Source organism: Candidatus Pseudomonas phytovorans (assembly GCA_029202525.1).
GTDB lineage: Bacteria > Pseudomonadota > Gammaproteobacteria > Pseudomonadales > Pseudomonadaceae > Aquipseudomonas > Aquipseudomonas phytovorans.
The window spans coordinates 485,624-498,697 of sequence record CP119325.1; the positions used below are offsets into that span (position 1 = coordinate 485,624).

Here is a 13,074-nt window from a genome sequence, read left to right on the forward strand (position 1 = left end):
TGCGCCTTCGGGCGCATTTTCTCAGCCGGGCATGCCCCGCAATGGTACAAGCCACTATGTCGATCCTGCAGGCGATCAGAATCTTTCTTTTTTACCTGCTGCTGGGCACCAGTTCGCTGCTGTGGTGCTCGCTGAGCTTCTTCATCGCGCCGTTCCTGTCGTTCCCCAAGCGCTACAGGTTCATCAACGTGTACTGGTGTCGCTGCGCGCTGTTCCTGGTGCGCACCATTCTCGGCATCGACTACAAGGTCACCGGCGCCGAGAACGTGCCGAAAGAACCCTGCGTGATCCTGTCCAACCACCAGAGCACCTGGGAAACCTTCTTCCTGTCGCAGTACTTTTCGCCGCTGAGCCAGGTGCTCAAGCGTGAGCTGCTGTACGTGCCGTTCTTCGGCTGGGCCATGGCCATGCTGCGGCCTATCGCGATCAACCGCGATAACCCCAAGGAAGCGTTGCGCCACGTGGCGAGCAAAGGCGACGAACTGCTCAAGCAAAAGACTTGGGTGCTGATCTTCCCCGAGGGCACCCGCGTGCCGTTCGGCACCGTGGGCAAGTTCTCCCGCGGCGGTACCGCACTGGCCGTAAATGCCGGGCTGCCGGTGCTGCCGATTGCCCACAATGCCGGCAAGTTCTGGCCGAAGACCGGTTGGGGCAAGCGTGCCGGTACCATCGAGGTGGTGATTGGCGAGCCGATGTACGCCAATGGCACCGGGCCACGCGCCATTGCCGAACTCAACGACCGCGCAGCGGCGTGGAACGAGGCGACCCAACGGGCCCTGGGTTCGCTGCCGCCAGCAGATGAAAAGACCCAACAGCAGATGGCCTGATCATCTGTGGATAACTTGTGAGCAGTTTTTCGATCAAATGCTTGAAGTGATCGCTAAGTAATTGAATTAGTTGTTTATTTCTACGTATGACATTTTTCTTAAAATCGTGCATAAGTTTTTTCGGGGTATAAAAAAACCGGCTTTTACAGCCGGTTTTTTTGTGCCCGGTGAACAGCATCAGACCTTGTCGAGATCCACATCCTTGGTTTCTTTAAGGCAGAAAATCCCCACCACCAAGCTGATGCCGGTTACCAGCACCGGGTACCACAGCCCGTAGAAGATATCCCCGGTATACACCACCAGCGCGAACGACACCGTTGGCAGGAAGCCGCCGAACCAGCCATTACCAATGTGGTAGGGCAGGGACATCGAGGTGTAGCGGATACGGGTCGGGAACAGTTCAACCATCAAGGCTGCCAGCGGGCCATAGGTCATGGTCGCAATCAGGATCATCGCCACGATCAACACCACCACCATCACCTGGTTTACCTGCCCCGGGTCGGCCTTGGCCGGGTAGCCAGCCTGCTCAACAGCGGTGCGCATGGCCGCTTCGTCGAAGCCATTGATAGCCTTCTCACCGATGTTGACCACCACATCGCTGCCGGCCACGCTTACCGAGCTGTACGGCAGGCCCTGCTTGACCAGGAACGTCTTGACCTTGTCGCACGGGCTGTCAAAACGTGCCTTGCCCACCGGGTCGAACTGGAAGGTGCAGTTTTGTGGGTCGGCCGTGACCACGATCGGCGCCTGCCGACTGGCAGCGTCGATCTGAGGGTTGGCGTAGTGGCTCAGCGCTTTGAACAGCGGGAAGTACAGCACCGTGGCCAGCAGCAGGCCGAGCATCAGGATCGGCTTGCGGCCAATACGGTCCGACAGCCAGCCGAAGAACACGAAAAACGGCGCACCGATCACCACGCTGATAATCAACAGGGTGTTGGCCTGGGCCGGGTCCATCTTCAGCATCTGGGTCATGAAGAACAACACGTAGAATTGCGCCGTATAGAAGGTCACGGCTTGCCCCGCGTTGATGCTGAACAAGGCGGTGAGCACCACCTTCAGGTTTGGCCAGGAGGTGAACGACTCACGGATCGGCGACTTGCTGACCTTGCCCTGGGCCTTCATTTTCACGAAGGCTGGCGACTCGTGCATGCTCATGCGGATCCAGGTGGAGATAGCCAACAGCACGATCGACAACAGGAATGGCAGGCGCCAGCCCCAGGTTTCGAACTGGTCACCGCTAATGTAGCGGCTGCCCAGCACTACCAGCAGCGACAGCAACAGACCAAGGGTAGCGGTGGACTGGATAAAGCCGGTGTAGAAGCCCCGTTTGCCCTGGGGCGCATGTTCGGCCACATAGGTGGCGGCACCGCCGTATTCACCACCCAGCGCCAGCCCCTGCAGCATGCGCAGGATCACCAGGATGATCGGTGCGGCAATGCCGATGCTGGCATATGTGGGCAAAAGCCCCACGGCGAAGGTGGACAGGCCCATCAACACGATCGTGACCAGGAAGGTGTACTTGCGCCCGATCATGTCGCCAAGTCGGCCGAACACCAATGCACCGAACGGCCGCACCAGAAAGCCGGCGGCGAAGGCCATGAGCGCGAAAATGAAGGCGGTGGTGTCGTTCACCCCGGCGAAGAACTGCTTGCTGATGACCGCTGCCAGCGCGCCATAGAGAAAAAAGTCATACCACTCGAAAACCGTCCCGAGGGATGACGCGAAAATGATCTTGCGTTCTTCACGCCGGCTGGAGCTGCTGGCCGCCGCACCCTGCTCTTGGATGTAATCCGACATCGTTGCTGTCCTCGGCCCGCAGGCCACAGTGATTATTCTTTTTGTTCCACTGTCGGCGGCTTCTGACCACAAGCCGCCGGTGTTGCACGCACCCGGGTCAGGGGGTCGGTATCGCGTCTTCGTTCAAGTAGGTTTGGGTAGCAGCTCCTTTGAGGATCAGTTGCGCCGCCTTCTCGGCGATCATCAGGGTGGGTGAACAGGTATTGCCGGAGGTGATCTGCGGCATGATCGAAGCGTCGGCCACACGCAGGCCGGGGATGCCATGTACGCGCAACTGGTTATCCACAACGTCCATGGCACCGCTGCCCATCCGGCAGGTACCGACAGGATGAAAAATGGTGGTGCCGATCTTGCCGGCGGCGTCGAACAGATCCTGCTCGGTTTGCAGGGCAGAGCCCGGCAGGTATTCCCTGGGCTCGAACGCTGCGAGGGCAGGGGCCTGGACAATGCGTCGGGTGAGGCGGATGGCATCGGCAGCCACGCGCAAGTCCTGGGGGTCGCTGAGATAGTTGGGGTCGATCAGTGGCGTGCTGTTCATGTCTGCGCTGCGGATATCAATACGCCCACGGCTAGCCGGGCGCAGGTTGCACACTGAGGCGGTAAAGGCCGGGAACGGGTGCAACGGCTCACCGAAGCGCTCCAGTGACAGCGGCTGAACGTGATATTGCAGATTGGGGGTAGCCTGCTCGGGGCTCGAGCGCACGAACGCGCCCAGCTGGCTCGGCGCCATGGCCAGCGGGCCGCTGCGGTCATAGAGGTAGCGCAAGCCCATGCCCATCTTGCCCCAAACGCTGTTGGCCATCTGGTTCAAGGTGCGGGTGTTACGGATCTGGTAGATCAGGCGCAGTTGCAGATGGTCCTGAAGGTTGCCACCCACGCCCGGCATATCGTGGCGTACAGCGATACCCAGGCTTTCCAGCAACTGCCGTGGGCCAATGCCGGAGCGCTGCAGAATACCGGGTGAGCCAACAGCGCCAGCGCAGAGGATGATCTCGCGACGCGTCGCAAACTCGTGCCAGGCGCCTTGCCAAAATGCTCTCACGGCCCGCGCCCGGGTGTTGTTGAGCAGGACCTGGTCAACCTGAACGCCGGTCAGCACGGTGAGATTGGCGCGGTCCTTTATTGGCCGCAGGAAGGCTTTGGAGGCGTTCCAGCGCACACCGCTGCGCTGGTTGACCTGAAAGTATCCACAGCCCTGGTTGTCGCCGGTGTTGAAGTCGTCGACCTTGCCGATACCGCTTTGCTCGGCGGCATCGCGGAAAGCATCAAGGATCGGCCAGCTGTAGCGCTGGCGCTCGACCCGCCATTCGCCTTCGCTGCCGTGGTGGTCGCTGGCGCCAGCGAAATGGTTTTCGCTGGCCTTGAACAACGGCAGCACATCTTTCCAGGCCCAGCCGTCGTTGCCTTGCTCGGCCCAGCGGTCATAGTCGGCCGCCTGGCCACGCATGTAGATCATGCCGTTGATCGAGGAACAGCCCCCGAGCACCTTGCCCCGTGGATAACCCAGCGCGCGACCGCCCAGGCCTGGTTGTGCCTCGGTCTTGAAGCACCAGTCGGTGCGCGGGTTGCCGATGCAATAGAGGTAGCCGACCGGAATGTGAATCCAGGGATAGTTGTCGCGGCCACCCGCTTCCAGCAGCAGCACGCGGCAGGCAGGGTCGGCGGACAAACGATTGGCCAGCAGGCATCCGGCGGGGCCGGCCCCTACGACCACGTAATCGAAGACAGAATCGGCTGATGGCATGCGTAACCTCGGGCCTGATTATTATTCTTGTCCCGATTCATCTTAGTGAGTAATTTCGTGGATGAAACACGAGTTTTCGCGCAGCCGTTGTGCGTTTTAGCACAGGGGTAAGCCTGTACCGGCCTCTTCGCGGGTAAACCCGCTCCCACAGGGTCGGCGCTGCTTCTGAACGCGGCGCGGTCCCTGTGGGAGCGGGTTTACCCGCGAAAGGGCCGGACGAACAGCCACAAGGATCAGCATGTTCGACTGGAACGATCTGCGGTTTTTCCTCGAGTTGCAGCGCAGCGGCCGGCTGCTTACCGCCGCCAAGCGTCTCAACACAACCCACAGCACCGTGGCCCGGCATATCGAGAGCATCGAGCAAAGCCTGGGCACCGCGCTGTTCGTGCAGCATGCGCAGGGTTACGAGCTGACCCCCTCGGGCCAGGCCTTGCTCAAGCATGCCGAAGCCATGGAAAACGTCGCGCTGTTGGCGCAGGAAGAAATTACCCAGGCCATCACCCCATTGGGCAAGATCCGCCTGGGGGTGACCGAAGGCATCGGCATCATGTTCTTCACCCCGCGCATGAATGCGCTGTTCGAGCGCTACCCGGGCCTGGAGGTGGAACTGGTGGCGGTGCCGCGCTTTGTCAGCATCCTGAACCGTGAAGCGGAAATCAGCATTCATCTGGAACGGCCCAACGCCGACCTGTTGATAACCCGCAAGCTCACCGACTACCGCCTGGCGCTATACGCAAGCCAGGACTACCTGGACCGCGCGCCGCCACTGCACAACCGCGAAGACCTGGCCCGGCACAACTGGATCGGCTACGTCGATGACCTGCTGTTCAGCCAGGAACTGCTGTTTCTCAACAGCTTCTGCCGGGCACCCAATGTCGTGTTTCGTAGCACCAGCGTAATTGCCCAGCAAGCGGCCGCCCGCGCCGGGCTGGGCATCGCTGTCTTGCCCAACTACATGGCTCGCCATGACCCGACGCTGGTGCGCGTACTGCCCGGCGAGACCATTCAGCGCAGCTACTGGATCTGCACCCGCCGCGAGTTGCACAAGTCGGTACGCCTGCGAGTAGTGTGGGACTACCTGCTGGCGCTGTGTGCATCGGAACAGGACGATCTGCTAGCCCAATAGTGCCTTGCCAGCCAGCAGCAGGGCCGCCGCCCAACCAGCCACTGCAAACATCTGCTGCAAGCGTGGCCCAGCCAGCCTGGCTGCCAGCGGCCGCGCCAGCAGCAGGCCGAGCACAGCACCGACGGCAAACGGGGCTCCAACCTGCCAATGCATGACACCCGCCAGGCTGGCGGTGACCACACTGCCGGTGGACACCAGGGCGATCACTGCCAGCGAAGTGCAAACAATGCTGGCCATGCGCAGGTTGGTATAGCGGTTCAGGGCCGGGATGATGACAAAACCACCGCCAACCCCAAGCAGACCTGACAGCAACCCGGACAAGGCACCGGTGAATGCCAAGGCACGGGCGCATGGCAGCGTCCAGCGCAAGCGGCCTTGCAACGGGTTGAGTACACACGGTTCGATGTAACGATGGGCGTCATTGGCCTCACCGCGCAGTTCTCTGGCAGCCTTGCGCCAGATACGCAGGCAGGCGTACACCAGCACCCCGGCAAACACCAACTGCAAGGGTGTATTGGGCAAGCGGTGCGCCAGCATCAACCCGAACGGCGCTGCAGCTACGCCGATAAGAGCAATAAACAGCGCCGCCCGATAACGTACCAGCCCCTGGCGCAAACCCAGCACTGCGCCAACCGCCGCGGCCAAGCCTACGGCCAACAGGCCGACCGGTGCTGCCTCGACCATCGACAACCCCAGGCCGAACACCAGCAAAGGCACTGCAAGTATGCCTCCGCCTGCGCCGGTCAACGCCAAAACAGCGCCTATGATCGCGCCCAGGCCCGCCCCCAACAATTGATGTTCGATCACAGACCATCCTCGGCCACCAGTTGCGGGCGCGCCAGCCACTCGCGGCCCTTGAGCATCCCTTGCCAGTACAACGGCGGTAGCGCCTGGGCCTTCAGCAACCAGGCCAGACGCGTCGGTTTACGGCCATCCAGCAACCAGTTGGGAAAGCTCGGTGCCAGCTTGCCGCCATACGTGAACTCGGCCAGGACGATCTTGCCCCGCTCGACAGTCAGCGGGCAGGAACCGTAGCCATCGTACTGGGCGAGGACAGGGAGGCGGCCCAGTGCCACCAGCACGTTGTTCGCCACTACCGGCGCCTGCTTACGGGCAGCTGCGGCGGTTTTGGCATTACTGGTATTGGCCACGTCACCCAGGGCATGGATGTTGGTGTACTTGCGATGGCGCAGGGTATGCGGGTCGACATCCACCCAGCCGGCATTATCGGCCAACGGGCTCTCGCGAATAAAACCAGGCGCTACCTGTGGCGGTACCACGTGGAGCATGTCGAAAGGCTCGATGCGTGTTTCGCTGCTGCCATCGGCCAGGGTGCGCACAAAGGTGGCGCGCCTGTTCGGGCCGTCCACGGCTACCAACCGGTGGGCAAAATTGAGGTCGACAGCGTATTTTTCGATGTACCTCATCAACGCGGGCACGTAGTCCGCCACACCGAACAAAACTGCGCCGGCATTGAAGAAGCTGGCTTTCACCGACCCCAGATGGCCGTTGCGCAGCCAATGGTCGCAAGACAGGTACAGCGCCTTCTGCGGCGCGCCCGCACATTTGATCGGCATGGGCGGCTGGCTGAACAAGGCACGGCCTTGCTTGAGCTTCTGAACCAGCTCCCAGGTGTAGGGTGCCAGGTCGTAGCGGTAGTTGGAGGTGACACCATTGCGGCCCAGGGTTTCGCTGAGCCCTTCGATGGCCGCCCAGTCCAGCGTGAGACCCGGGCACACTACCAGCTGTTCATAGCTGATGGTGCGGCCGTCTTCGAGGATGACCAACTGGCCCAGAGGGTCAAAACCCTGCACCCGGGCCTTGAGCCAGCGCACACCGCGCGGGATGGTCGAGGCCATGGTGCGGGCGGTGCTCGGTGCCTTGAACACACCGGCACCGACCATGGTCCAGCCGGGTTGGTAGTAATGCACGTCGGCGGGATCGATCAAGGCAACGTCCAGCGACGGGTCACGGCTGATCAGGCTGGAGGCAGTGGCGATGCCAGCGGCACCGGCACCGACGATGACCACCTTGTGGTGGTCGATATTGGCAGGGGACAACAAGGCAGGCATGGCGGTAAATCCTGGAAATCTGATGATGGGGCAGGGCAGTTACAGCTTGCTCAACGGAATTTTCAGGTAGCTGACACCGTTTGCTTCCGGCGCGGGAAACTGACCGCTGCGCATGTTCACCTGCACCGAAGGCAAGATCAGCACAGGCATGTCGAGGGTCTTGTCGCGGGCTTCACGCATGGCGACGAAACTGTCCTCGTCGACGCCCTGGTGTATGTGAATGTTCTTGGCGCGCTGCTCAGCCACGGTGGTGAAGAACTGCATGTCGCGACCACCTGGCAGGTAGTCGTGGCACATGAACAGGCGGGTCTGGTCGGGGAAAGCCAGCAGACGACGGATCGAGCGGTACAGGGTACGGGCATCGGCCCCCGGGAAGTCGCAGCGGGCAGTACCGTAGTCGGGCATGAACAGGGTGTCACCCACAAATACCGCGATCTCGCCGGCGTCTTCGATCATGAAACTCATGCACGCGGGGGTGTGCCCCGGCGTGTGCAGCGCACGGGCGTGCAGGTTGCCGATACGGAAACCTTCCTCATCTTCGAGCAGCACATCGAACTGGCTGCCATCACGGGCGAAGCCAGGCTCGGCATTGAACAAGGCACCGAATACTTTCTGCACCTGGGTGATGTGCGCGCCGATCGCGGTGTGGCCGCCCAGCTTTTCCTTCAGATAGGCAGCTGCTGAAAGGTGGTCGGCGTGTACATGGGTTTCCAGCACCCACCGCACGCTGGCATTCAACTCAGCCACGCGATCGATCAGGCGATCTGCCGACGCGCTGCAGGTGCGCCCGGACTTGGGGTCGTAATCCAGCACGCTGTCGATCAATGCGCATTGCCGGGTTTCACGGTCCATGACCAGGTAGCTGATGGTCGAGGTTGCCTTGTCGTAAAAGGCGTCCACGTGAAGGTTGTTGCCGATGATCATCGCGTTCTCCAATTTATCCGCCCCGCCCTGTAAGGCGTAGGCAGTGCCAGGAGGTTTATCAAGATGCATGCCAGGCTTTTTACCGCGCTTTGGCCAATGAAGCCGGCATGTTGCAGACAACTGGCAGTAACGCTGGCAGAGCAGGTGGCAGTCGACTGTCAGCCAATGGCAGTGTTTGGCAGTCCTTGTTACCCTGCGCCGACATCCATACGGTGCCGTCATGCCTGAAGCCCATCCCCTCATCCTAGCTCTGGTTTCCTACCTTGAGCACGACGCCCTGCCGGCCATCGTGCTGGACACCAACTACAACATCCTGGCCGCCAATGCCGCCTATCGCCGCCAGTTCGGCCACGATGATCAGGCGCCGCTGGGGGAGAAGTGCCACAAGGTCTCGCACCACTACGCCGTACCGTGCGACCAGGCCGGTGAGCATTGCCCGCTGCGCAAGGCTTGGGACAGCAAGGTACCCGAGCGAGTGCTGCATGTTCATCACACACCGCGCGGCCCTGAGCATGTGGATGTAGAACTGCGCCCGATTCTGGACGAGCAGGGTAGCGTGGTGGCCTTTGTCGAACGCCTGACCACTATCACCCTCGCCTCAGCGCAACCTCAGGAGCAGGGCCTGGTCGGCCGCGCGCCAGCCTTCAAGGCGGCCTTGGCCAGCCTGCAGCGTGCGGCGCCAGCGCAGATACCGGTGCTGTTGCAGGGTGAATCGGGCAGCGGTAAAGAACTGTTCGCCCGTGCGGTGCACATGGGCAGCCCCAGAGCCAACGGCCCGCTGGTGGTGGTCGACTGCACGGGCTTGACAGAGTCGTTGTTCGAAAGCGAGCTGTTCGGTTATGAGAAAGGTGCTTTCACGGGTGCCAACCAACGCAAGATCGGCCTGGCTGAGGCGGCGCACGGAGGCACTCTGTTCCTCGACGAAATCGGCGAGGTGCCATTGGCGATGCAGGTGAAGCTGCTACGCCTGATCGAGTCCGGTAGCTTTCGCCCGGTAGGCAGCCTGCGCACGGTACATTCGGATTTTCGCCTGGTATCGGCCACCCACAAGCCGCTCAAACAGATGGTTGCCGATGGCACCTTCCGTGAAGACCTGTACTACCGCATCAGTGGTTTCCCGATTCGCCTCCCCGCATTGCGCGAGAGGGTGGAAGACCTGCCGCTGCTCGCGCAGAGCCTGCTGCAGCGCATGGCCGGCAAGCCAACGCCCAGGCTGAGTGACGATGCCTTGCAGCAACTTGGGTTGCACCCGTTTCCGGGCAACATCCGCGAGCTGCGCAATATTCTGGAGCGGGCGCGATTGTTTGCTGATGACGGGGTCATTCGGCCGGAGCATTTGCCTGAAGACATCGGGCCAGCGTCAGTGGAGATGTCAGGTCGACGGCGCAATGACCTAGGGGAGCTGGCGCTGGCCCTTGAACAGTTCAAGGGCTCGCGCAGTGAGCTTGCGCTTCATTTAGGAATGAGCGAACGCACGCTGTATCGCCGCTTGAAGGCGCTCGGCCTGAACTAGGTACTGCCGGCTGGCGCAGTCTTTGTGGGAGCGGGCATGCCCGCGAACACCGGCAAAGCCGGTGCCATCCACCGTGTCGCCTGTTTCGCGGGCACGCCCGCTCCCACAGGAATCGCGTCAACTTTTAGAACTGAGCAAGACAGTTGCTCCTACCAGTGGCCACCTTTACCGGACCTTTACCTCTGTCCTGACATTAAACTGCCAAAACAGTGGTCTGATGGATTAACCGTAGAGAGGACCGCATCAAATGAAGAAAACCCTAACCGTGATCTGCGCCGCGCTCATGCTCAGCGCACCGTTGGCCAGCTTCGCGCAGCCGGGCCCACCCGATCGACATGATGGCGGCCCATCGCACCAAGGCAACCAGTCACAGGGTAAACCGCAGCAACAAGGCCGACATGACAATGGCCGCGGCCCCGCTTACCGTGACCCGAATTTCCGTCCACAGCAAGGCATGCCTGTACCGCACCAGCAGTGGCAGCGCGGTCATGCCGTTGACCCGCATTACCGTGGTGACCGTTACTGGGTAACCGACTGGAAAGCGCGCCACCTCTATGCGCCACCGCGCGACCACCGCTGGTTGTACGTGAACGGCGACTACGTATTGGTGGCGATCGCCAGTGGTGTGATCGTGAACATTCTTAGCGGTTATTGATTCCGCCAGATAATAAAAAGCCCGCATCAGCGGGCTTTTTAGTGCGTGGGATTTTACACCTGATGTAGGTTCACAAAATAGGTGATAGGCCAGGCCCCGTGAAATGGGAAGCCTGGCCATTTTTTTTGTGAAATGAAGGTATGCTTTTCACAGCAAAGCCGAGAAAACCCTACTCACCTCTCACAAAAGTTGATTGGCCTAGTAAGGGCCAGTGTGTGTCCCCTTCACGACCGACGAGTACCTTTTCGGTAAGGGATGAGGAGTAGTCGCAGCGATCCTTTAGCTCCCAGTCTGGCGACCTTGGGTTCAGAATCCGACCGGCAATGCCCGCCGTCACTACTTCAGAGGAACCAGCTTCCTCTGCTGCCAAAATTGCGGGGGGGCTCATGCTGGTGCCCAGGCCCGACAGATGCGCAGTTACAGCCCTCAATTGCAAGGCTATCCAAGGCGGCACGCGTGTCAATCAAGATCTGATGCATGGCGGTGACCGGCCTCACAGTGGTGACACCGGAGATTCAGAATGACAAAACCGTATCCGTAGACACCAAACTCCACGAAGGCCGCTATAGCAATGCGGTTTTCGCCACTGGGCAGCGCTATTTCAGCTCATTAGAAGTACGGGCCGTGCGCACAGCGCACAACCCGTCCACTTTAATCACCCGTCGATCCCGATACGCTTGAGGCTTTCCAGAGCCTTGCCGCACTCAGGCGATCCATGCCGCACTCCACTGGACAGGGCGCTTTTAAGGCTCAAGACGCCGGCGACAAAGCCAACTTGCTTTCCGACATCAAGCCCATCGGCAAACCCGTCGTCGTACGCTATTTCAGCGAGCGTGCTGATAAGCGCCATTGTTTCTTGTTTCTTGGTTGTTGTTCCCATTGTTAACTCCGCGAGCGTTGAGCTCATTTCGCTTGGTTTGATGGCGAAGCCTTCAGGTTTGGGGTAAGCGAAATCCCGTTCCCATAGCCGATCCCTAAAGGGGGGGATGGCCCCGCCACCGAAGAAAAATCAGCTATTGAGAGTAGGTGTTTCTTTGTCGCCGCTCGTGCTCGACTCTCCGCACAGGCACTGAGTGGGTACATCCGGATGGGCGCTGTGTTTCTCGATGAACAGCGTTCGGCAGGTGGCGCATCCGTGGATCCGCGGCAGTGACTTCAGTCCCTCCGGCAGCACGTCGTTCAGGGGTTCATCACTCCAGGGAGCACCGTCGAGGATGCTGGAGCGAAGGATATTCCCCAGTCGCCAGGTGTTCCCTTGTGCACGCCAAGACCACATCGGGGCAGAAAGCGAATACTGGGTAAAGGTCTCTACCGACTGCTTGTAGAGCTCCGGGTACTTGGGGCGTGCCCACCCGGAATCGATGATGCTAAACCCCATACCCATCTCTGCGCTTGGATGTCTCTGGTCACCGAAAAAGCGGTCGTGCGTCGCTTGACCGGTAGCTGGGTAGTCACTCGGTGGGAATACCCACAGATAGCACTCACTTCGAGTCACCATACTGACGAGCTCGCTTTCCCCACGCATAGGGAAGCCCGCAGCCAATGCGAAGCGATCCTTCCAGGACATCTTGGGAGGCGGCGCCATACCGGCGGCGATGGCCAGCGTGGCCGTCTTTGGGGCGAATCTATCGCCGGACTCGTTCAGATCCAGATTCTTGCAGAGCGCGTTGAAGGCCTTCTTTCGAATCTTCGAGGTGAAGGACGGATCGAGGAGCAAGCGAACCTGGTTCACTCCGATCTTCGCCGCTCGTAGCACCTCGATGACTTCTTCAGCGACACCGAGCGCTTGCAGATCGGTCAGCCCCAAGCACTTTTTCGCCCGCTCAATCGTCGCGTAGAGGTTGTACTGCCGAGTGTCATTGTCACGGCAGACCTCGATGGGCAGGTTGTCTTTGGACGCGACTTCAGGAGCAACGGAGCCGATGGCAGCGTGGAGGAGCTGGTGGATGACCCGGTGATCGTATAGGCGACCAGAAGCGGAGAACGATGCGTGCAGCTGAGCAGCAAGAGGTTGGAGCAGTTTTTTTGCAGACATGACTATCCCCTAATCATCGACGTTGGGGTTAGCTGCGCTTGTAGGGCCGTTAGACGCGAAGCTGGACGTCGAATCAGGTTCAATCATGAGTAGAAGTCAGGCTTGATTTGCTTGCACGGCCACCATGCAAAGCCTGACACGCCAATGACACCAGAATCGCAGAGTTTTGGCAAGACAATCCACTAGATGAGCGGATGCAAGTAGAGGGAGAGGCAAGCTCGCCGCTAAGCCACAACAACATATTCCACATGACGGTGGGGATGATGAACCTCCAGCCATGTATCGCCCCGCTGCGAATTCTTCTGCCGCGTGCAGCCAGTGACCGGTAGCACCTACTCTTGACTTTAATGCCGGAGGGCTAGATTCACAGGGCTGCCAGGG

General features: G+C 60.4%; 11 protein-coding genes. 4 read left to right on the forward strand and 7 right to left on the reverse strand.

The window, feature by feature from the left end:
- Positions 1-41 precede the first annotated feature (41 nt).
- Positions 42-827 (forward strand): lysophospholipid acyltransferase family protein, encoded by a 786-nt coding sequence (locus tag P0Y58_02095; protein WEK31000.1) that lies wholly within the window; start codon positions 42-44, stop codon positions 825-827.
- 177 nt (positions 828-1,004) lie between these two features.
- Here the strand turns inward: P0Y58_02095 and P0Y58_02100 are convergent, their stop codons facing one another.
- Positions 1,005-2,624, reverse strand: a complete 1,620-nt coding sequence (locus tag P0Y58_02100; GenBank protein ID WEK31001.1) for an MFS transporter — start codon at positions 2,622-2,624, stop codon at positions 1,005-1,007.
- A gap of 97 nt (positions 2,625-2,721) precedes the next feature.
- On the reverse strand, positions 2,722-4,368 hold the full coding sequence (locus tag P0Y58_02105) for a GMC family oxidoreductase N-terminal domain-containing protein (GenBank protein WEK31002.1): 1,647 nt from the start codon (positions 4,366-4,368) through the stop codon (positions 2,722-2,724).
- Positions 4,369-4,606: 238 nt separating this feature from the next.
- Between P0Y58_02105 and P0Y58_02110 the strand changes: the two genes are divergently transcribed.
- On the forward strand, positions 4,607-5,494 hold the full coding sequence (locus P0Y58_02110) for a LysR family transcriptional regulator (protein WEK31003.1): 888 nt from the start codon (positions 4,607-4,609) through the stop codon (positions 5,492-5,494).
- On the opposite strand, the gene P0Y58_02115 is transcribed toward P0Y58_02110, so the two are convergent.
- The 3 genes from P0Y58_02115 to P0Y58_02125 are packed head-to-tail and all read right to left on the reverse strand — an operon-like array spanning position 5,483 to position 8,490.
- Positions 5,483-6,301, reverse strand: coding sequence for a sulfite exporter TauE/SafE family protein (locus tag P0Y58_02115; GenBank protein ID WEK31004.1), 819 nt, complete (start codon positions 6,299-6,301; stop codon positions 5,483-5,485). The two genes, P0Y58_02110 and P0Y58_02115, sit on opposite strands and share 12 nt — an antisense overlap.
- The gene (locus tag P0Y58_02120; GenBank protein ID WEK31005.1) at positions 6,298-7,566 is read right to left on the reverse strand and encodes an FAD/NAD(P)-binding oxidoreductase; all 1,269 of its coding nucleotides are present in this window, start codon (positions 7,564-7,566) and stop codon (positions 6,298-6,300) included. The genes P0Y58_02115 and P0Y58_02120 overlap by 4 nt, the downstream gene beginning before the upstream one ends.
- Before the next feature lie 39 nt (positions 7,567-7,605).
- A complete protein-coding gene (locus tag P0Y58_02125; GenBank protein WEK31006.1) occupies positions 7,606-8,490 on the reverse strand; it encodes an MBL fold metallo-hydrolase in 885 nt (294 codons plus the stop codon).
- A gap of 220 nt (positions 8,491-8,710) precedes the next feature.
- Between P0Y58_02125 and P0Y58_02130 the strand changes: the two genes are divergently transcribed.
- Positions 8,711-10,003 carry a sigma-54-dependent Fis family transcriptional regulator gene (locus P0Y58_02130; GenBank protein ID WEK31007.1) on the forward strand — a complete coding sequence of 431 codons (1,293 nt, stop codon included), beginning with the start codon at positions 8,711-8,713 and terminating at the stop codon, positions 10,001-10,003.
- A gap of 247 nt (positions 10,004-10,250) precedes the next feature.
- Positions 10,251-10,658: an RcnB family protein gene (locus P0Y58_02135; protein WEK31008.1), complete on the forward strand. Its 408-nt coding sequence runs from the start codon at positions 10,251-10,253 to the stop codon at positions 10,656-10,658.
- Between the two features lie 655 nt (positions 10,659-11,313).
- Here P0Y58_02135 and P0Y58_02140 read toward each other — a convergent pair.
- Positions 11,314-11,538, reverse strand: coding sequence for a hypothetical protein (locus P0Y58_02140; protein ID WEK31009.1), 225 nt, complete (start codon positions 11,536-11,538; stop codon positions 11,314-11,316).
- 129 nt (positions 11,539-11,667) lie between these two features.
- Entirely contained in the window at positions 11,668-12,693 is a 1,026-nt protein-coding gene (locus P0Y58_02145; GenBank protein WEK31010.1) for a hypothetical protein, read from the reverse strand.
- Positions 12,694-13,074: the final 381 nt, after the last annotated feature.